The 19,927-nt window shown below is 44.1% G+C and carries 25 protein-coding genes; 13 read left to right on the top strand and 12 right to left on the bottom strand.

Annotated elements, in window-relative coordinates:
• Positions 1-4: 4 nt before the first annotated feature.
• The gene (locus tag AC3WTF_RS13765; protein ID WP_492314280.1) at positions 5-1,381 is read right to left on the bottom strand and encodes a YncE family protein; all 1,377 of its coding nucleotides are present in this window, start codon (positions 1,379-1,381) and stop codon (positions 5-7) included.
• A gap of 39 nt (positions 1,382-1,420) precedes the next feature.
• On the bottom strand, positions 1,421-2,776 hold the full coding sequence (locus AC3WTF_RS13760) for a YncE family protein (protein ID WP_492314279.1): 1,356 nt from the start codon (positions 2,774-2,776) through the stop codon (positions 1,421-1,423).
• Positions 2,777-3,006: 230 nt separating this feature from the next.
• On the opposite strand from AC3WTF_RS13760, the gene AC3WTF_RS13755 reads away from it, so the two are divergent.
• The 7 genes from AC3WTF_RS13755 to AC3WTF_RS13725 all read left to right on the top strand — a co-directional run bounded on the left by AC3WTF_RS13755 (position 3,007) and on the right by AC3WTF_RS13725 (position 6,116).
• Positions 3,007-4,152, top strand: a complete 1,146-nt coding sequence (locus AC3WTF_RS13755; RefSeq protein WP_007407638.1) for a response regulator aspartate phosphatase — start codon at positions 3,007-3,009, stop codon at positions 4,150-4,152.
• Positions 4,136-4,255 carry a phosphatase RapF inhibitor PhrF gene (phrF, locus tag AC3WTF_RS13750; protein WP_007407639.1) on the top strand — a complete coding sequence of 40 codons (120 nt, stop codon included), beginning with the start codon at positions 4,136-4,138 and terminating at the stop codon, positions 4,253-4,255. The genes AC3WTF_RS13755 and phrF overlap by 17 nt, the downstream gene beginning before the upstream one ends.
• A gap of 197 nt (positions 4,256-4,452) precedes the next feature.
• The gene (locus AC3WTF_RS13745; protein WP_007407640.1) at positions 4,453-4,656 is read left to right on the top strand and encodes a helix-turn-helix transcriptional regulator; all 204 of its coding nucleotides are present in this window, start codon (positions 4,453-4,455) and stop codon (positions 4,654-4,656) included.
• Between the two features lie 13 nt (positions 4,657-4,669).
• Positions 4,670-4,873, top strand: a complete 204-nt coding sequence (locus tag AC3WTF_RS13740; protein WP_007407641.1) for a hypothetical protein — start codon at positions 4,670-4,672, stop codon at positions 4,871-4,873.
• 34 nt (positions 4,874-4,907) lie between these two features.
• Entirely contained in the window at positions 4,908-5,093 is a 186-nt protein-coding gene (locus AC3WTF_RS13735; RefSeq protein ID WP_007407642.1) for a DUF4177 domain-containing protein, read from the top strand.
• A gap of 185 nt (positions 5,094-5,278) precedes the next feature.
• Positions 5,279-5,560: a hypothetical protein gene (locus tag AC3WTF_RS13730; RefSeq protein WP_007407643.1), complete on the top strand. Its 282-nt coding sequence runs from the start codon at positions 5,279-5,281 to the stop codon at positions 5,558-5,560.
• A gap of 43 nt (positions 5,561-5,603) precedes the next feature.
• Positions 5,604-6,116 carry a stage II sporulation protein M gene (locus tag AC3WTF_RS13725; RefSeq protein ID WP_007407644.1) on the top strand — a complete coding sequence of 171 codons (513 nt, stop codon included), beginning with the start codon at positions 5,604-5,606 and terminating at the stop codon, positions 6,114-6,116.
• Between the two features lie 590 nt (positions 6,117-6,706).
• On the opposite strand, the gene AC3WTF_RS13720 is transcribed toward AC3WTF_RS13725, so the two are convergent.
• The 3 genes from AC3WTF_RS13720 to speE form a co-directional block, all read right to left on the bottom strand.
• Complete coding sequence (locus AC3WTF_RS13720; protein WP_003151056.1) at positions 6,707-6,925, bottom strand: helix-turn-helix transcriptional regulator; 219 nt, start codon at positions 6,923-6,925, stop codon at positions 6,707-6,709.
• Between the two features lie 167 nt (positions 6,926-7,092).
• A complete protein-coding gene (gene speB / locus AC3WTF_RS13715; RefSeq protein WP_007614448.1) occupies positions 7,093-7,965 on the bottom strand; it encodes an agmatinase in 873 nt (290 codons plus the stop codon).
• A gap of 58 nt (positions 7,966-8,023) precedes the next feature.
• On the bottom strand, positions 8,024-8,854 hold the full coding sequence (speE, locus tag AC3WTF_RS13710) for a spermidine synthase (protein ID WP_003151052.1): 831 nt from the start codon (positions 8,852-8,854) through the stop codon (positions 8,024-8,026).
• A 199-nt stretch (positions 8,855-9,053) separates the two neighbouring features.
• Here speE and AC3WTF_RS13705 point away from each other — a divergent pair, with 199 nt between their 5' ends.
• Positions 9,054-11,126, top strand: a complete 2,073-nt coding sequence (locus tag AC3WTF_RS13705; protein WP_061581654.1) for a transglycosylase domain-containing protein — start codon at positions 9,054-9,056, stop codon at positions 11,124-11,126.
• Between the two features lie 24 nt (positions 11,127-11,150).
• On the opposite strand, the gene AC3WTF_RS13700 is transcribed toward AC3WTF_RS13705, so the two are convergent.
• The 3 genes from AC3WTF_RS13700 to AC3WTF_RS13690 all read right to left on the bottom strand — a co-directional run bounded on the left by AC3WTF_RS13700 (position 11,151) and on the right by AC3WTF_RS13690 (position 12,916).
• Complete coding sequence (locus tag AC3WTF_RS13700; RefSeq protein ID WP_007407648.1) at positions 11,151-11,582, bottom strand: hypothetical protein; 432 nt, start codon at positions 11,580-11,582, stop codon at positions 11,151-11,153.
• Between the two features lie 143 nt (positions 11,583-11,725).
• Positions 11,726-12,244, bottom strand: a complete 519-nt coding sequence (locus tag AC3WTF_RS13695; protein WP_007407649.1) for a YwhD family protein — start codon at positions 12,242-12,244, stop codon at positions 11,726-11,728.
• Positions 12,245-12,256: 12 nt separating this feature from the next.
• A complete protein-coding gene (locus AC3WTF_RS13690; protein ID WP_492314278.1) occupies positions 12,257-12,916 on the bottom strand; it encodes a site-2 protease family protein in 660 nt (219 codons plus the stop codon).
• Between the two features lie 105 nt (positions 12,917-13,021).
• Between AC3WTF_RS13690 and thmT the strand changes: the two genes are divergently transcribed.
• Positions 13,022-13,210, top strand: a complete 189-nt coding sequence (gene thmT / locus AC3WTF_RS13685) for a 2-hydroxymuconate tautomerase (RefSeq protein ID WP_003151042.1) — start codon at positions 13,022-13,024, stop codon at positions 13,208-13,210.
• A gap of 37 nt (positions 13,211-13,247) precedes the next feature.
• Here thmT and AC3WTF_RS13680 read toward each other — a convergent pair whose 3' ends face one another.
• Positions 13,248-13,667, bottom strand: coding sequence for a MarR family winged helix-turn-helix transcriptional regulator (locus AC3WTF_RS13680; protein WP_020957978.1), 420 nt, complete (start codon positions 13,665-13,667; stop codon positions 13,248-13,250).
• A gap of 385 nt (positions 13,668-14,052) precedes the next feature.
• Between AC3WTF_RS13680 and AC3WTF_RS13675 the strand changes: the two genes are divergently transcribed.
• Positions 14,053-15,432 carry an amino acid permease gene (locus tag AC3WTF_RS13675; protein ID WP_015240784.1) on the top strand — a complete coding sequence of 460 codons (1,380 nt, stop codon included), beginning with the start codon at positions 14,053-14,055 and terminating at the stop codon, positions 15,430-15,432.
• A 65-nt stretch (positions 15,433-15,497) separates the two neighbouring features.
• Here AC3WTF_RS13675 and AC3WTF_RS13670 read toward each other — a convergent pair whose 3' ends face one another.
• The 3 genes from AC3WTF_RS13670 to AC3WTF_RS13660 all read right to left on the bottom strand — a co-directional run bounded on the left by AC3WTF_RS13670 (position 15,498) and on the right by AC3WTF_RS13660 (position 17,724).
• Entirely contained in the window at positions 15,498-15,998 is a 501-nt protein-coding gene (locus AC3WTF_RS13670) for a YwgA family protein (protein ID WP_007407653.1), read from the bottom strand.
• A gap of 39 nt (positions 15,999-16,037) precedes the next feature.
• Complete coding sequence (locus AC3WTF_RS13665; protein ID WP_007407654.1) at positions 16,038-17,339, bottom strand: HD domain-containing protein; 1,302 nt, start codon at positions 17,337-17,339, stop codon at positions 16,038-16,040.
• A gap of 160 nt (positions 17,340-17,499) precedes the next feature.
• Positions 17,500-17,724, bottom strand: a complete 225-nt coding sequence (locus AC3WTF_RS13660; RefSeq protein ID WP_003151034.1) for a YuzB family protein — start codon at positions 17,722-17,724, stop codon at positions 17,500-17,502.
• Between the two features lie 202 nt (positions 17,725-17,926).
• Here AC3WTF_RS13660 and AC3WTF_RS13655 point away from each other — a divergent pair, with 202 nt between their 5' ends.
• The 3 genes from AC3WTF_RS13655 (at position 17,927) to AC3WTF_RS13645 (ending at position 19,830) form a co-directional block, all read left to right on the top strand.
• Positions 17,927-18,700 carry an RsfA family transcriptional regulator gene (locus tag AC3WTF_RS13655; RefSeq protein ID WP_007407656.1) on the top strand — a complete coding sequence of 258 codons (774 nt, stop codon included), beginning with the start codon at positions 17,927-17,929 and terminating at the stop codon, positions 18,698-18,700.
• 260 nt (positions 18,701-18,960) lie between these two features.
• Complete coding sequence (locus tag AC3WTF_RS13650) at positions 18,961-19,275, top strand: PadR family transcriptional regulator (RefSeq protein WP_007614461.1); 315 nt, start codon at positions 18,961-18,963, stop codon at positions 19,273-19,275.
• The gene (locus AC3WTF_RS13645) at positions 19,276-19,830 is read left to right on the top strand and encodes an HAAS signaling domain-containing protein (RefSeq protein WP_427796257.1); all 555 of its coding nucleotides are present in this window, start codon (positions 19,276-19,278) and stop codon (positions 19,828-19,830) included.
• The last annotated feature ends 97 nt before the right edge of the window (positions 19,831-19,927 follow it).

Below are 19,927 nucleotides of genomic sequence, written 5' to 3'. Positions count from 1 at the left end.
TAAGCTACATCGCAATCGCTGACGGACCAGTCCCAACCGGAATCACCGTCATGGCTGTATAATCACTCGTGCGGTACACGGTTACGGTATTGTCGTCGGGCTGTGCTGCATAAATGTACTGATTATCAGGTGTTACGGCGAGGTCAAAGGCGCCGGGCAGAGACACGTTTGCAATGATCCTCTGTCCAGCCGTATTAACTACGTATAAGTTATTAATGAGAAACGGTTCACTATATGGCTCTAGAAAATAAGCCCTAGTGCTATCGCGAGAAAATACAATCGTCCTCAGCGTTTCAAATAAACGGTTGAAGTCGCCTCCCCTGCTTAATGGTGACAAACTGATCTCCGTTACCCCTTTCGGCAGCAGCTCACCATTCAACACATACGCAAAATTTCCAGCGTAAGGAGTGGCAATTAAACTGGGAAATTCAAATGTATCTATGATACTTTCTACCAACTGCCCAGTATTTACATCATATTTATCAACCGACCAACTGCTTCCATTAGCGGTATAGACATACTGTCCATTCGGATCAAGAGCAAAGTCTAAAGCGCCGGGTATCGGAATGACATCAATGACCGATTGAGAGGCCATGTTGATCATATATATAGATCCGGCGGCCATCACGTACGCGAACTCATCTGTTGAATCAAATTCAACCTTTCTCGGCCCTCCTCCAACAGTGATGGTATTTATGATGGTTAATGTTTTATTATCTAGCACTGAGACAAGGTTGGTATTCCCATGGAGGACATACGTGAAAGCTTTATCGAAAGTAACGCCTAGATTAGTTGGCACGTCAGAAAAAGGGATTGTTTTTACAACAGTGTTTAAATCTGAATCAATAACCGAAACCGTGCTGTCTCCTGAATTGGCTGTAAACACATACGATTGAGGGTCTGGCGGTGGCGGTAAAACAAGTGTCCCGGTCACCGTAAGCGGACTGCCGTAGAAAGGCGGTACAATGAGAAGATCTTCCACCGTTATTTGACTGAAATCAGGACAGCGGCCAGACTGCGCTGCATAATAAACAACTTGATCAATCTCTTCAGTATGAATCACAGAAACAGACCCGTCCCCTTGTCCATATTGATTTCGTACAGGCGACACACTGACAAGAAGCGTAACGGTCCCTTTTACTCTCACGGCATATCGAACACCGATATCTTCTGGTTCCGGCCCAGTCTGGATTAAGCAAGGCTCACTGATACATAATAAATGAGCAGTACTCCATGTAACCGTCGCAGCTGCTTCGGCAGAATCAATGGTGAACCCCTCGGGAATGTCAATCGGCACTAGAAACGGCGCTTCTCTGCTAATTTCCTCATCACAAAAACAGAAACAATTTTCCTGTAAAGCAGACAGATCATTCTTTTTCATGAATTCACGTCCTTTTAGAAATGTACAGCATGCAGTTGGTTAAATCACAATATCTCCCGGTGAAACCCCAAGAGATATCACAGTTTCCACAGAATAATCATCCGTGTTGTAAACAGTGATGTTCTGCTCTAAAAAATGAGCAGCATACAGAAATTCGCCATTCGGAGTAAACGCAAAGTCTCTTGCCGATTGCGGAACATTTCCTATAACGCCTGCACCATTCGGACTGACAGCATATAAATTGCCAGTGAAGCTGTCATGTAAATACACCTCTGATCCACTCGTAAACATTACATATTGGCCATCAGGCTCCAGCTCTTGGGTAATGCTGATCGTAAACGTATTTAAGTCAATAACCGTCAAATAATTGAATAAGAATTCTTGTTCTAAGACATACGCATACCGCTCCGGCCAATTTGTTTCTATGGATGATACGATAAGCTCTCGTTCAATCGTTCCTGTGACTTCACCGGTGAATAGGTCCACTTTTTGCACTAAACCAAAATCAAGAACATAGGCGAATAACCCATTGGGATCAATTGCAAAATCAAATCCTTCCACAGGAATCGACCTATCCACAGTTAACGTATCAATTCCAATCACATAAATCGCAGTATCGCCGAGAACATAAGCAAACTCATGATTTGGGATACATTTTATCGATCTAGGCGGCTGATCCAGCAGTATGGATGCTGTCACTGTTAAAGTGTCATAATCGATGACAGAAATCACATTATTGTTGAAGTGCAAAACAAACACAGCACTTTTATCCGGAGTTATTTCAATACCTGTCGGCCGGTACGGTAGAGCAATCGTTGTCACAACAGTATGAGTGTTTGTATCAATCACAGAAACTGATTGATCATTTGGATTCGCTGTAAACGCATAAACGGGTTCCGGCTCAGGAACAAACACAATCGTGCCCGTCACCGATAAAGGACTGCCATAGAATGGCGGAACGACAACAAGGTTCTCGATCGTAATGTCACTGACATCCGGGCAATCATCGGGTTCATCAGAATAATAGACGACTTGGTCAATCTCTGCATTGCGGATGACAGAAACAGACCCGTTCCCTTGTCCATATTGATTTCGCACTGGTGAGACACTGACGAGAAGCGTAACAGTTCCCTGCAGGCGCACTGCGAATTGAACACCGATTTCATCAGGCTCTGGCCCCGTCTCAATGAAACAGCGTTCAATGACACAAGAAAGGCTGTCTGCATTCCACGTCACGTTTGCAACAGCTTCAGCCGGATCAACGACAAGCCCCTCAGGCAATTCAATCGGCGCTTGAAACATCGCTTCACGGCTTGCTTCTTCCTCGCAAAAACATAAACATTCTTCTTGTGCGGCTCCTGCTTTTTCTTTAAAGGAAAGCTTGTTATTTCTCATATCTTCACTTCCTTTTCAGACATACACTGCTCACGCAGATACAACAGAATATGGGAAGGTGTATTTGTTTGCTTGTACAAATTGTGGGGATAATAGTGGATTTTTGAAATGATATCCGCAGACATGCGGTTTTAACGAAAGAAAACATTGCGGTATTTTTGCGCTATCCTTCCGAATGAAAATGATAAAATATGTCATATACATAACGTGGAAGGGAGGGATTCGGAATAGTGGCGAGTGTTTTATCATCTTCAGCGGTTGGAGAAAAAATCAACGAATGGTATATGTACATTCGAAGGTTCAGCATCCCGGACGCCGAGTACTTGCGGAGAGAAATCAAAGAAGAACTTGCAGGTCTGGAAGATGATCAGGATCTTCATCTATACTATTCTCTCATGGAATTCCGCCACAATCTGATGCTCGAATACCTCGAACCGCTGGAATCGCAGCGGATAGAAGAACAGCCGAGACTATCAGATCTGCTCGCGGATATTGATAAAAAGCAGGCCCGGCTGACCGGACGTCTTGATTATTATTTTAATTTTTTCCGGGGGATGTATGAGCTGGAATGCCGTGAATATCTTTCAGCGATTCAGTTTTTTAAGAAAGCTGAATATAAGCTTGATTTTGTCAAAGATTGTATCGAGAAAGCTGAATTTTATTTTAAGATGTCAGAGTCCTACTATTATATGAAACAGACTTATTTTTCTATGGATTATGCCCGGCAGGCTTATAAAATTTATCATAAGCAGGAGGCATATAATATAAGGGTGCTTCAGTGCCATTCATTGTTCGCTACCAACTTTCTTGACTTAAAGCAATATGATGAAGCAATTCAGCATTTTAAAAAGGCTTATGCCATGGCAGAGGCAGAACAGCAGCCACAATTAATGGGCCGGACTCTATATAATATCGGACTTTGTTTTAACAGCCAAGAAAATTACAAACCAGCCATTGATTACATAAAACGGGCAATAGCTGTTTTTGAAGATGGGAACATCATCACTTCTCTCCCGCAAGCCTATTTCTTAATCACACAAATACATTATAAAATCGGAAATATGGCCATAGCCAGACAATATCATGATAAAGGGGTATCTTATGCAGAGGAGGCAGAAGATTCCCTATATATCGCCGAGTATGAATTTTTAGAATCTTTATATGTCGGTGAGCCTGATGAAGAAGCAATCATGGAATGTTTTGACTTTCTCAGAGATAAATCGATGTATGCTGATCTTGAAGATTTTGCCTTAGATGTGGCAAAATATTATCATGAAAGAGAAAATTTCGAGAAGGCTTCCGCATATTTTTTAAAGGTGGAAGAAACAAGACAGCAGATTCAAGGAGGTGTGAAGTTGTATGAAATTGAAGTATAAATTAGCACTTACTTGCTTGGCAATAAGCACTGTTTTTGTTTCAGCCGAAATCGCAAGTGCACCGAAACATCAATTTGAAGTTGCTCAGCGCGGAATGATTTAAATGATGATTACTTTTAGGCTTGCAGGTTAAACTGCAAGCCGTTTTTTATATAAACAACTAATTTGCAAAAACAAAAAGTATACCTTAAAATTCAAATGTGTAAAAAGTATTTGACACATATACATATATTATTTAAAATAAATATATATAAATTTGAAAATTTAAAATAAAAACAAAAATATTTAAGGAGGGTTTTAGTGGATAACAATATTAAAAAACTTAGAACAGCAGCTGATATTTCACAAAATGATCTGGCTAAGCTCTGCAATGTGACCAGGCAAACCATCAATGCAATTGAAAATAATAAATATGATCCAACTTTAAGTCTGGCTTTTTCGATAGCTCACGCATTAAATACGGGAATAGATAAAGTATTCAACTATAACGCCAAAAAAAAGTAAGGGAGCGGTTCTTATGAAGAAAATGGATGAGATGCAAAAACACCAATCGGGTATAGCCGCCAGAATAGCATTTAGTTTTTATACTGTCGCTTTACTGATATGGTCATTAATAGATTATTTTAAAAACGGAAATACAGGATGGCAATTCCCAATACTTTTAATAGGCTGCGCGCTCTATTTATGGATTCAAGTTTATCATAATCGAAAAACAAGGTAACAATTCCAATACACTTCCGGAGGATTATACAGCAATGTACGAATATAAGTTCATAAAAGTAGAAGTAAACCGATGGAAAGGAAAGCCTAAAGAAGACTATAAAGAAATTATTGAAAAGTATTCGCAGCAAGGATGGAAGCTGGTTCAAATATTTGCTCCTCCTATTTCAGGTTATGGGGCAGCCGATTATTTTGATATTATTCTTGAAAAAAAAGTATAAATGTTTCAGTACAAAGAAAGCCGGATCATACATATGGTCCGGCTTTCTTTGTACTGAAATAAGCCAGCAGATACCTTAACGGATTTCACCTCTTAAATATTTTTTCGGAAATCCGCAATTCAAATAGCTTCCAATATATTTTATTATTTAACTTGCTGGGGATATTGAAAAAATTGGAGGAAAAAATGAGTCTACTTTTAAAAACACAAAATAGTAAAGCGATTTTTACATTAGTAGCATCAGGAATCATTGTTCTCGCTCTTTTCAGTATAAAACATAATCATTTAAGCATGGATGTCATCGATATTTTAAACAGAGCTGGAATAATAGCTCCTAGTTGGATTGTCAGTGCTATCACTGCAACGGGTTCAGTCCTGGCTATCATTACTGTTTTAGGATCTCTTGGTGCAGGCTTGCCATTAGCCGTTTTAGAACAATTGGCTGCAGCAAGTACAGCAGCAGCTTAATATAAAACATTAAATTCAATATCCCTGGCAGTCCCTTAAACGAATGGATGAAAATACTTTGTTTAAAAAGAACGTTTTAGTCAAATTGTACATACTCTGTCTGATCTTATTTTTAATTGCTTTATTTACAGCATATTTTTATACAGATCCCGCTTCAAATGTAAATAATCTAAATCGAAATATCCGTCCGGATTTTTTTCAGATTTTCTTTAATAATATTAAAGTAGCGAGTCTGCTTGTTTTTTTAGGACCGTTGACGCTGTCGCTTGGCACGGTTGCTGTTTTAATTATTAATGGATTAATTTTAGGGAATGCGATAGGAAACATCAAAGACAATTTAAACCTTTTACTGCTTGTTATTCCCCATGGAATAATTGAAGTGCCGGTATTGCTTCTTGCAGCCTCTGTAGGAATGAAATTAACTTTGGATTTATTACTCCTCAAAATAAATTTGAAATTCACTTTTAAATATATTGGTATTATATTTCTCGGTTTAATGATAGCAGCTATGTTAGAAACATTTATTACACCTATCTTTATAAAAGGAGCCTCTTAAGATTATGCAAATTGAATTATCCTCATTTAAGGAACGAAACATTAATTTTTTGTCCTCGTTTTTGTTTTATATTATCGGGTTAGCTTTTTATTTAAGTTCCCTTTTACCTTTTATGAAAAGTTTAATTCCCAAAAACATCCCTATACAAGTTGTTGAGCAAGTAAAACATTTAGATTATATCATTGCGATAGCCGCACTGTTTCTTTTAATGTTCGGGGTGATTTTTGAAGGATTTGTATTATTTCTCATTATAAATTTTCTTGGCGCTCAAATTAAGATTAAAACCTTTTATTCCCTATTTATGTTTTCTAACATCCCGGTCGCAATTAAGTTTTTTCTTATATCATTCAAAAACATTTTCGCAGAACATCCAAATACTAGTTTATTTTTCACAAGTAATCATTTGATTTTTTCTATCTTTGATTTGTTCAATATTGCCTATTTATTTCTTTTGTTTATTCTTCTGAAATGGAGAACAAGTTTGAACTACCTGACAATCTCAGTTTTTATTTTTACGGCATTCCTGTATAGAATGTTTTTTTAGCATATATAAATAAACCCCCTCAATAGGGGTTTTTCTTTCATTTCGTTCACTGTATACAATTCCTTTTATATGCTTCCGAAACAATACCGACTCTAGTACTCACATTCCACTTTTTACAGAGACCGGCTATGATATATTCGACATTACGCTGCGAGTAGTTTAATGACTTAGCGATCTCTTTATTAGGTTTTTCAGCAATTATCAGTTTAATTACTGAAATTTCAATCTTTTTTAATTCCAATTCATTTTCTACTGCTGTTTTCATTCTAACTTCCTTTCTAAAGATGTATTTACTAAATAATACCCTATTATATAATTTTTATCAATAACATCAATGATTAATGGTAAAATAATATGTTGCTTTTACTAACTTCTAAGTAGTTTATATACAATATAAAAATCCCCCGCATGTTTCAAGCGGGGGATTTTCTTTTATTTCACAAACCCAAGCAGCATTTCACGAATCATCTTGCTTGCCGTGTTTGCGGTTTGTTCTGAGTGGTCATAGACCGGCGCGACTTCTACGAGGTCAGCGCCTTTTACGTTGACTTCTGAGCGCGCGATTTCATGGATGGACGCGAGCAATTCTTTAGACGTGATGCCTCCTGCGTCAACCGTGCCCGTTCCCGGCGCATGAGCGGGATCAAGAACGTCGATATCGATGGTGACATAAACAGGGCGTCCCGCAAGCTGCGGCAGCACTTTTTTCAGCGGCTCAAGCACTTCAAACTTAGAAATGTGCATGCCGTTTTCTTTCGCCCATTCAAATTCTTCCTTCATTCCGGAGCGGATGCCGAATGAAAATACATTTTGCGGCCCGATGAGCTCGGCCGCTTTGCGGATCGGAGTAGAGTGGGAAAGCGGTTCGCCTTCATAATCCGTGCGCAGGTCGGTGTGCGCGTCAAAATGAATGATGGCAAGGTCCGGAAACTTCTTATACATGGCTTTTATGACAGGCCATGATACAAGGTGCTCCCCTCCCATGCCGAGCGGGAACTTTCCTTTTTCTAAAATGCTGTCCACGTATTCTTCAATCATATCAAGGCTTCTTTGCGGATTGCCGAACGGAAGCGGAATGTCTCCGGCGTCAAAGAAATTCAAATCAGCCAAGTCACGGTCGAGATACGGGCTGTATTCTTCAAGACCGATAGACACCTCGCGGATTCTCCCCGGCCCGAATCGTGAACCCGGACGGTAGCTGACCGTCCAATCCATCGGCATGCCGTAAAGGATGGCGTCCGCCTCTTTCCAGTCGGGGCGGCTTGCGATAAATACTTTTCCTGAATATGCTTCATCAAACCTCATGATAAAACCCTCGCTTTCCTGTAAAAAAGCGCAAGATTCGCTCCTGCGCCGTACGTTTTTATTTGATTAAGTCGCTCACAAATTTCGGAAGAACAAATGCCGCTTTGTGAAGCTCTTTCGTGTAATATTTCGTGTCGATGTCAAAGAAACGGCTGTCCTCCACTTCAAGCGGATCGTACTTTTTAGAACCGATCGTAAATGTCCACAGGCCGCTCGGATACGTCGGGATATTAGCCGTATACAGACGGGTGATCGGGAAGATTTCTTTCACGTCACGCTGTACGTTTGTAATCAGCTCCGGTGTAAACCACGGGTTGTCCGTCTGCGCGACGAAGATGCCGTCTTCTTTTAACGCCTTGGAAATTCCGGCATAGAAGCCTTTTGAGAACAGATTGACGGCCGGTCCGACCGGTTCTGTTGAATCAACCATGATGACGTCATACTCATTTTCTGATTTCGCGATGTGCATGAAACCGTCATCGACTCTCACGTCGACGCGCGGATCATCAAGCTTGCCCGCAATGGACGGAAGGAATTTTTTAGAGTATTCAATAACCTTGCCGTCAATGTCGACAAGCGTCGCTTTTTTTACGCTTGGGTGCTTCAGAATCTCTCTGATGACACCGCCGTCTCCGCCGCCGACAACGAGGACGTTTTCCGGATTCGGGTGCGTAAATAACGGGACGTGCGCAACCATTTCATGATAGACGAATTCATCTTTTTCAGAAGTCATGACCATTCCGTCTAAGAACAGCATGTTGCCGAATTCTTCTGTCTCCACCATTTCCAGATGCTGAAATTCCGTCTGTTCCGTATGTAATGTTTGTTTCACCTTTAATGTAATGCCGAAATTCTTCGTCTGCTTCTCCGTATACCAAAGCTCGCTCAATTGTCATCTCCCTTTCAAGGCTTATTTCATTTATTGTAAGCGTCTGTATCGCTTTTATTCCGGTTAAAATCTCATTTTCACCTAAGGAAAAAGTATAGAGGATGGAGGGGAAAAAGTAAAGAAGTGTCCGGTTTGATATGTTTAAAAAACCCCCTTTTTTCACATAATAATAGAATCATGAAAAAGGGGGTTCCCAAAAGTGGATAAAGTATCTGGAAAACAGCTCAGAATCACATTCAAAATCATCCGCGCCTGCATCTTTCTGACACTGATCGGCGGAATGCTGGCCGGCGTCTGCTTCACATCCGTTCTTCTTGCAGCGAAATGGCAGGGGGCCCCCTCTGTCCGGGTTCCTCAGTCTACGATTCTTTATGCAAATGACGGCTCAAAGCTAGGTGAGACCGATTTCGGGGAAAAGCGCTACTGGGTGCGGTTAAAAGATATCAATCCGATAGCGGTGCAGGCCGCCATTGCGGTGGAGGATCAAAACTTTTACAATCACCACGGTTTTGATTACCGGCGGATGGCCGCCGCCGCGCTGGCTGACATAAAGGCAATGGCCAAGGTTCAGGGCGCAAGCACCATCACCCAGCAATACGCGAGAAATCTCTACCTTGAGCATGATAAGACATGGAAACGTAAATGGAATGAAGCCTTTTACACGATCCGCCTTGAACAGAACTATTCTAAAAACGAGATTTTAGAAGGTTATGTAAATACGATATATTACGGCCACGGCGCATATGGAATTGAAGCCGCCTCGCGCCTGTATTTCGGCAAACACGCCAAAGATCTGAACGATGCGGAAGCCGTGCTCTTGGCGGGCATACCGAAAGGCCCGTCCGGCTATTCGCCATATGTCAGCGAAAAGAAGGCCAAACAGCGCCAGGAAACCATTCTCCGACTGATGATCGGCCAAAAAATGATCTCAAAAGAAAAGGCGGAAAGGCTTAAGAAAACGCCGCTTGCCTATCAGCCGCTGAAAAACAGAACCGCGGCGAAAACGGCGCCTTATTTTTACGATGATGCGATGAAAGAACTCGAGAAAAAGCTCGGCATGACGCGCGAACAGCTCGCAACGAGCGGATTGCGTGTTTATACGACGCTTGATAAGCGCATGCAGCGGATTGCGGAAAACACTGTGGCACATACGATCCGTACCGGCTCTGACATTCAGGTCGGCTTTTCCGCGATTGATCCGGCAACAGGGCGCGTGCTTGCGCTTCTCGGCGGACGTGACTACGAAAAAAGCCCGTTTGACCGGGCGACACAGGCGAAACGGCAGCCGGCTTCCACGATCAAGCCGCTTTTGTACTACAAAGCGATTCAAAGCGGCTTTACACCGGTCACGCTGATGAAAAGCGAAGCCACAGAGTTCCAGATTGACGACAACGGAGATACTTATTCTCCAAGCAATTACAACGGCTACTACGCCAATAAACCGATTACGCTGCTTCAGGCGCTTGCGTTATCAGACAACATTTATGCCGTGAAGACCCATCTCTTTCTCGGCATGAATAAGCTCGTGTCGGCGGCAAAGGAATTCGGCATCAGCGAACATTTAAAGCCCCTTCCGTCTCTGGCGCTCGGAACTGAACCCGTGCGCCCGATTGAGATGGTTAATGCCTACGCGATGCTCGCAAACGGGGGAAAACAAATCACCCCTTCCTTTATCACAAAAGTGACGGATACCGCCGGCAACATCTTGTATGAACAGCCGCGCGGACATCAGCAGACGCTTGATAAAAAAGCCGTTTTTGTGACGGCGAGCATGATGACAGGCATGTTTGATCAGGATTTAAACGGCTATACTTCCGTCACGGGACGCGCCATTTCTGACCGGCTGACCCGAACCTATGGCGGTAAATCAGGCACGACGAGCGCAGACAGCTGGATGATCGGCTTTAATCCCGCTCTTGCCGCCGGTGTATGGACAGGCTATGACAAAAGCAGCACGATTGATTCAGTAGAAGAAAAAAGCTATGCGAAGACGATTTGGGCGGACTTTATGGAGAAGGCGCTCGAAGGAGAACCGGAAATAGCGCTTAAACCGCCGAAGGGCGTCACGGGCGTCTATATCGATCCCGCTTCCGGCTACACTTCGGGACCCGGCTGCGCCGCAAAGCATTATACGTATTTCATCGCAGGCACTGAGCCCGCGGATGTGTGCTACGGACCGGAACCTTCTAAAAAAGAAAAGGAACACGCCCCCGCCCGCAAAGAAGCTCCGCGCAAAAAGTGGTGGGATAAGTGGCTCGGCAAAAAAGACTGAGCCCGGTGCATTGCGCGCCGGGCTTTAATCCGCGTCTTCCTCAAGCACCCACGGGAGCAAGAGTGAAAAGTCGAGATGGATAATAGGGTCAGGAAAACCCTTCGGTATAAAAAATGTTGTACTCGGCAATGAAAACGAAAAGCGGATATCTCCCGCCCTCTCGATATGAAACTTCGGCCAGCCTTCCCTAAGCCTGCCGACAATCGGATAGCTGCCCGCATAATGATGCAGGCCGTTTTCCTTTCCATGCTCCCCCAAGTCGTGACAGACAGCCGGACGAATCCCAAACTGCGTAAACAATCTTGTTTTCTCGGCGGGAAGGAGATTCACCGCCTCGGAAAAGTTCCGGCAGCTCCCGCAATCGCAAGGATCAGGCCATGATTTTTCGTATTGTTTTCTCGTTTCCGCCGCATCTGCTTCAATGACCCATGGCCCGATTTCAAAGACGGTGAACATGATGAAACCTCCGCGTAAACATGAAAAACCCCGAGTCTTGGTTCGGCTCGGGACTTTCCATGTCCTGATTCTGTATCAACAGTTTACTCAGTACAATCGCAAAATAGTGCAAATATTTATAAAGTTCACAAAAAGTTCACAAATTATTTTTCTTCCGGAAGCAGACCTGTTTTCAATTCATCTGATGAACGTTCCCAGAGCCCTTGGTCATGTTTCTGCAGAAATTCAGCAAGCACCTGCTTTGAGCTGGCGTCCATTTTGTCCACGATAATGCAGCGCTTCATTGATTTATCCATTAAATTCACATGCTCCGGCAATGACTTATAGCCTCTGCGGATACTTCTGTCCACGGTCATTTCACAAGCCGTCACACCCGCGTAATAAGGGCCTTCTTCTTTTCTGTCGATGGTGACCCACACGAGCCAGTACGGTTTTCCGTTCGGCACTTCATCTTTGTTCGGCAGGAATTTGATGCCTTTTTCAACGACACTGCGGGCATGCATGGCGCCGATGTCAACGAAGGCTTCCTTCTCTTCCACATCGACAAATACCGGAGAAATATTGTCAAGGCTCAGCGCCCCGGCGCCAAAACCGCCATGTCCGTCGGTCGGATCACTTTTAATAATATTAAATCCGATTGTTTTCTTCTTTTTTTCTTCCATGAAAATACCCTCCTACAAAAGCGGTTGAAATATAATGGCAAATACCTTGAGAATCCAGTCTCTCCCCTCACTTAACAGCGGCCACACGACATAGGAGCCGACCGGTGTCACAAACAGCACGAGAAACACGATAATCCCGTAGCTCTCAAACTGAGTCATTTTGGCGCGCACCCGCGGCGGCACGAGATCCTCAATAATCCGGTAGCCGTCAAGCGGAGGAAGCGGCAGCAGGTTGAATAAACACAGCGTGAGATTCAGCTGAATCCAAATAGAGAAAAAGCGGTCAAGCCCCATGCTGAATGCAGAAAGCAGCTCCATTCCGTAAGCATGCATCAACACTAGCAAAAAGAAACCGATAAAGGCAAGAAGCAGGTTGCTTACAGGCCCGGCGACGGAAACCAGCACTCCCGCCAGCCGCGGTCTTTTAAAGGCGCGGCGGTTCACCGGCACCGGACGGGCCCAGCCGAAACCCGCGACCAAAATTAGAATCGTTCCGAAAACATCAAGATGTTTAATCGGATTGAGCGTTAATCTGCCCTGTCTCGCCGCGGTATCGTCTCCGAACCGATACGCGACATACGCGTGCGCCAGTTCATGCATCGTAAATGCCACGATCAGCGTAATCACGACATAGGGCATAAGCTCCAGCGGATAATATAAAAATCTGTCCAAATGTAAAAATCCCCTTTTTTAAAAAATGCAAGATTGTCCTTCATTCAGTATACTATAAGTGACCTCTCTTCCAAAGAGAGGAAACGATAAAGGAGGATCAGCACCATGCCGCTCGTAACCGTTAAAATGCTTGAAGGCCGCACAGATGAACAAAAACGGAATCTGGTTGAAAAAGTGACAGAAGCCGTAAAAGAAACGACAGGCGCAGCCGAAGAAAAGATCATTGTCATGATTGAAGAAATGAGAAAGGATCATTACGCCGTCGCCGGCAAACGGATCAGCGATACGGAGTAATCCTTGATAATGGCCGGCGCTGCTATGTCAGGCCGGCTTATTTCATTACTTTTTCAACGAGGCTGAAAAAGGTATTCTTTTCTTCTTCTGTCAATGCTTCGAACAGCTCGTCAATGAGCATCTGCCGGTTTTCAATCATTTGCATGGCCGCCATTTTTCCCGATTCGGAAAGCGTCATCCATACCGTGCGTCGGTCTTCGTTATTTCTCGACCTTTCCACGAAACCCTCTTTTTCTAAATGATTCAGAGCGGTTGTCGTGGCTGAAGGCGATAATGTGACTTCCTGCAATATATCTTTAATCGTGCACGTGCCGTGCCGGTAAATAATCCTGAGAATAAATCCTCTGATATTGTTTATACTCTTCGGAATTGTCGCCTCATCAAGCTTTTTCGTGCTCTTTAAATATTTCGTGAGCGCGTAATCCAGTACATTTGCTTGCAATATATCGTACTCCATGCAGAAACTCCCCATTTCAAGATGCATCCATCATCATTTGATTGTTTTTTATTACATTTTACTGATACCTCGCGGGGAAAGTCAAAATTTCGGCCGGAAAGCCCGCAACTTTTATCCTGCCCTATACAGACTATTATCTCCTGCTTTTTCACCCATCCCTTTTATGCAATGCTGGTTTTATAGACATGATTCAGGTAAAATCATTAAGGGTGACTGCGTTTGACGGAAAGGATAATCTGATCGGATGCGGCAGACAATATGACTGGAAAAGAAACGGAACAGACGGGGAAACAGAACACAGGATTGTCGATTACACAGAAGATGTGACACGGGTAAAAGCCAAAGAGCCCCTCTTGGCTTTTGCTTTTGGATGGAGGGATGCGTGTTGCGGAATATCCTACAAAAAAAAGACATCACCCAGCTGCTTGAACAAAGCAGAAACAGGCAGACTGCCAAAACGATGGGTGGATTTGATTTAACATTACTGGGCATCGGCGCCGTCATCGGGACGGGCGTCATGGTTCTTACAGGCATTACGGCCGCGAAAAACGCCGGACCTTCCGTAATCTTTTCTTTTATCATTGCAGCCGTTGTCTGCAGCCTTGCAGCATTATGTTACGCCGAAATCGCTTCTGTTCTCCCGGTTTACGGAAGCGCCTATATTTACTCTTATACCACCATGGGAGAAATTGTCGGCCATTTAATGGGCTGGACGCTCTTATCCGTTTATATGGTGACGGCGTCGGCGGTGGCAAGCGGCTGGTCAAGTTATTTTAATAATCTGTTAGCCGAAATCGGCATGCCTTTGCCGGACAGTCTGCTGCACGTGCCGAGCCAGGGGGGCATCGTCAACCTTCCTGCCATCATCATTACTCTATTAATTGCCGTCGTTCTGTCACGCGGCTCCAAAGAGAGCAAAACCTTTAATAATGTAATGGTTCTCGTAAAAATCGGAATTGTTTTGCTGTTTATCATCACAGGAAGCTTTTTTGTAAAGCCGGGCAATTGGCATCCTTTTATGCCTTTTGGAATCAAAGGCGTCATTACGGGGGCTTCTGCCGTCTTTTTTGCGTTTCTCGGGTTTGACGCGATTTCCGCTTCGGCTGAAGAAGTCAAAAAACCGCAGCGCAACCTGCCGATCGGTATTATCGGTTCACTGGTGATCTGTACATTGGTATACGTCATCGTCTGTCTCGTCATGACGGGGATGGTTCCGTATTCACAGCTTAATGTGCCGGAAGCCATGTCTTATGTGTTACAGACTGTAGGACAAAACGCGGTGGCGGGCGTTATCGCTGCCGGTGCGGTAATCGGACTGATGGCCGTCGTTCTCGCCCATACCTATGCGGCGACCCGTATATCTTTTGCGATGGCAAGAGACGGAATGCTGCCGAAAGTCTTTACCATTGTCGGAAAGAAATCGGGAGCGCCGATCTTTAATACGTGGCTGATCGGACTGATCAGCGCATGCATCGCGGGTTTTGTTGATCTGAAAGAGCTGTCAGATCTCTCAAACATCGGTGCGCTATTGACATTTGCCATGGTCAGTCTGTCCGTGCTGATTCTGCGCCGCACCCATAAAGATCTGCCACGGGGATTTAAAGTGCCTTTTGTACCCGTACTGCCGATTTTGGCCATTATCTGCTGTTTGTTTTTAATGGTCAATCTGCCGCTGAAAACGTGGCTTTATTTTGCCGTCTGGCTGATCATCGGCGTGATCGTTTACTTTTTATATTCGTACAAGCACAGCAAATTGAGACAATAAACAAAACCAGGCCCGCTTTATGTGCGGCCTGGTTTTTTCATCAAAAAAGACGAAAGCCATCGCCTTTAACAAATGTGTTTCAGCTCTTCTATGTAGTGAAGCGCCTCATCATATTCTTCATCCGTATATTTCTGTTTGCTTTTTATCGTAAACACTTTCTCTTTCTTTTCCTCAGCTTCAAGGCCGTCAAAATACAAAATCGTAGACACCAGCTCCAGAAACCGCGATGAGCGGCTGTTGACGCTGTCGATGTACTTCTTCATATCCGGCATCGTAAGCTCCGCATGATGTAAAAACTCGGCTCCCGTCTCCGTCAGCGAGTACCGGTATTGAAAGTAGCCGCCCTTTTTTTCCTTCACCTCATCCAGAAACCCAAGATTGCACAGCTCTTCAATTCGAAGCGTCAGTTCTTCGGAATACGGGCCGTAAAAATGAAAATCATATTTTTCGTAGAAAGGATACTGCATTTTCTTCGCGATATAAATGATTTTCTGCAGCTTTTTCCGCCCGATGATTTCTCCAGAATCCGAGAACACCTTCATCAGTTTTGCATGTTCTTTCAACAAATTCCCGACATCTCCTTTTCCTTCTTTACCAAAATCCTTCTATGTCAGTCCCAGCAGCTGCCGGATTTTTAATTTTGCTTCAGGGTTTTCTGAATCGTCACAAATGAGGTCCATCGGATAGTAGAGCTTATGGTCCGTCCGGCGTTTGCCCGAAATGGATTCGACAATGGCGGACTGCCTGGACAGCTCTTTGATCTGGCCCTTCTGCGTTAACAGGTGAATCGGCAGACGCTCCTCCTCTTCACCCGGCCGGTAAAAATCATACGGCAGATCCGATGAAGAATCGACCACTAAATAGTAATTGGGATCAATTCCCGCCTCTTTAAACAGAGCGGTCAGTTCAAAATAAGCCGACATTTCCTCATTGGGGTTAAATTCGGCATATTGAAACAGCTGGCGGTTAATGAAGCGGCGGCACAAGTCGGACAGAATCGGGTCCTCTTCTTCTTCCCAAGCCTGGAAATAATATAAAATGATGGCTTCATCAAGCTTCAGATAATCCGCAAGCGTCAGCTTCCCTTCAAAAATGGAATAAAAATGAACGGGAGCATGAGTGAAGATATACCCTTCTTCATGGAGCTGCTTCGCACGGTGGAGAATTTTCGTCAATATGACTTCAGCGCTTCTCGTCACGGGATGAAAATACACCTGCCAGTACATTTGATAGCGGCTCATAATATAGTCTTCGACAGCGTGCATGCCGCTTTGCTTAATGACGATCTGATCCTCTCGCGGACGCATCACCCTTAAAATCCGTTCCATATCAAAATGTCCGTAGCTGACGCCCGTATAGTATGCGTCCCGCTGAAGGTAATCCATCCTGTCGGCGTCAATCTGGCTCGAAATCAGGCTGACCACCTGTTTGTTTTTGTATGTTTTGGCAATGACTTCGGCAACATCCTGCGGAAATCCCGGTCCCGCCTTTCTGAGAACCTGATTCACCTCGGTGTCGCCGAGAATGATTTCCCTCGTATAGTCTTCATGATCCAGATGAAAAACCTTTTCAAAGGAATGCGAAAACGGCCCATGTCCCAAATCGTGCAAAAGCGCGGCGCTGAGACAGAGTTCGCGTTCATTGTCATCCCATTCAGGACGCCCTTTAAAAACATCATCAACCATTCGTCTGACTATCTCATAGACGCCGAGAGAATGGTTAAAACGGCTGTGTTCCGCGCCGTGAAACGTCAAATACGTCGTACCGAGCTGTTTGATCCGGCGCAGCCGCTGAAATTCACGGGTGCCGATCAAATCCCAGATCAGCTTGTCCCGCACATGAACATAGCGGTGAACGGGATCTTTAAACACTTTTTCTTCTGATAATTTTCCGTTTGGATACGCCATCGTCATTCCCTCTTTTTTTTAGCCGTGATTCTATTATATCGGCTCTGTAATTTGAAAACATCCTTGAATTTGTCCGGCGTTTTGTTCCAGTTTTCCGACATTGATTTTTTGAAGCAAAAAAGCCTGACCCATCGGGCGAGGCTGTCGTAAAAATACACATTTACTTTTTGATCTTCTTTTTCACTTTCTCAATCAGCTCGTCCTCAGTCGGCGCCGACAGCGGGCGGTTGTTTACGAAAGCAAACGATTTTTTGCGTCCGGGCCCGCAATATGACTGACATCCGACCTCCACTTTTGCATCCGGGTCAGCTTCTTTCAAACGCGGCAGCAAAGTCTTAATATTGGTGGCCTGGCAATCATCACACACTCGGAATTCATTAGCCATGATGTACGCTTCCCTTCATTCAATGTTCCTCTATGTTAAAACTTAATTTTAAAAACGAAAAAAATCACATCACATCTCATTGTACAAGGATTCATCTTATCCTGCAAGGCTCTGCGTATCTCTCATTCTTTCAGCCAATTTGTATAAATATTTTCCAATCTGGACATTCTAATACCATCAAAGATATTGGGGGTTGAGAACATTGACAAAACAAAGACAGGACGCCTGGTCGGAGGAAAATGACCTGCTGCTTGCGGAAACCGTGCTCCGGCACGTTCGGGAAGGAAGCACGCAGCTGAACGCCTTTGAAGAGGTAGGCGATAAATTAAACAGAACGTCGGCAGCGTGCGGTTTCAGATGGAATGCCGTCGTCCGCCATCAATACGAAAAAGCGCTTCAGCTCGCCAAAAAACAGCGGAAACAGCGGATGCGCGCGCTCGGAAACGGCCAGCCGGCCAAGAAGAAACTATTATATCAGCCGCCTGCGCCGGATGCGGACATCATGCAGGAAACCGCAGCCGAAGAGACGGTTCAAACGGAAGCGCCAAAAGAGGATCGGCAAGCCGTCATGTCCGGCGAACATATGCCTTATGTCGATGAAAGCTTCAAGGAAGAGTTAGCTAGTTTATCACATTTGCTGGCGCCTCAGCAGCCGAGCCAAAAGGCGGAGCTCACAATGGCAGACGTCATTCAATTTCTGAAGAGCTATGAAGGCAGCGGAAAGCAAACTTCCGCCCTGCAAATGGAAAATGACCGTTTAAAACGGGAAAACCAAGAACTTCAGTCTAAAACCGAGCAGCTGGAAGCGGCCGTCGAAAAGCTTGAAAAAGATCAAAAAACCATTCAGGAAGACTACGAAACCTTGGTGAAAATTATGAACAGAGCCAGAAAACTAGTTTTATTTGAAGACGACGAACATGCCTCTCCGTCCTTCAAAATGGACCGGAACGGCAATTTAGAAAAAATGGCCGAATAACGGAAAAACCCCTTTCCTTGTCATGGAAAAAGGGGTTTTTACCATTTGTCAATGACGCGCATCCTGATCTATATTAATGTAAACATTGTTCAGGAGGCCTTCTTCCCGCAAGGGCTGCGCATCTCGGTCCCCGCCCGCACATAAGCATAAAGATTCAATTCCTCATCCCAAATGGTTCTTGGGAATTATTGATCGATTAGCTACTGTGCAATACACTGTATAGAGAATACAATTATTAGATATGATGGGAATGATAGTAAATGAGTAGCCAATTACGAAAAGGAGCGTTGGAACTTTGTGTGTTGTCCCTGCTTCTTTATGAAGATTTATATGGTTATGAATTAATCAAGATCATAAGTGAAACGTTCCCTGTATCGGAGGGTACCATCTACCCCATATTACGAAGACTTACAAAAAACAACTATTTAAAAACGTATACAGCAGCTTCCGATCAAGGCCCGTCACGCAAATATTACAAGGTAACAGAAGAAGGCGCCTTTTATCATCAAACATTAAAATCGGAATGGCTTGACCTGTCCGAAAAAGTGAACAGCATCATTAAGGAGGGAAAATGAATGTGTAAAGACCAATATTTAAAACATCTCCGGCGGGAAATAAAAGATCTGCCGGAACTTGAGCAAAAAGAGATACTCGCCGATATCGGCGAAATATTCCAAATGGGCGGCGCTGAAGGAAAAAGCGATGAACAAATCGCCAACAATTTAGGAAACCCCAAAACACTTGCGCGCGCCTTAAAAGCGGATATTTTCATCAGTGATGCCGAGGAGCAGAAAACATGGCGCTCCTTTTTCAAAGCATTCGGCCTGATGCTGGGGATGGGCATGTTCAACTTCATGTTTATGCTGACACCATTTCTTTTTGCCTCTGTTGCGGTGTTAAGTTTGATGGCGATCGGCCTGATGCTGATGACCGGATCATTCTTTCTCCTCGTAAAAGTGCCGATTGTAACAGCCATTTTTAACGGATGTATGGTTCTTGGAGCGGGTATGGCGGTGTTTATGGCCGGATTTGATCTTTCGAAACTGATATTCCGCATCTTTTTGCGCTATTTCAAATGGAATGTCAGCGTTGTAAGGAGGGAAACCATTGAATCGAAAAATGTGGTATAGCATTGCTCTCATTTTAATCGCTGCCGGCCTGATCGGAAGCATGTTCTTCGGTTTTGACGGCTTTTACCCTAAATCATAAGGAAGGTGTGCAAATATC

This window comes from Bacillus sp. EB106-06-01-XG163, assembly GCF_058791615.1.
Note: the sequence above shows the minus strand (reverse complement) of the source record. Positions and strands in the feature narration are given on the sequence as shown.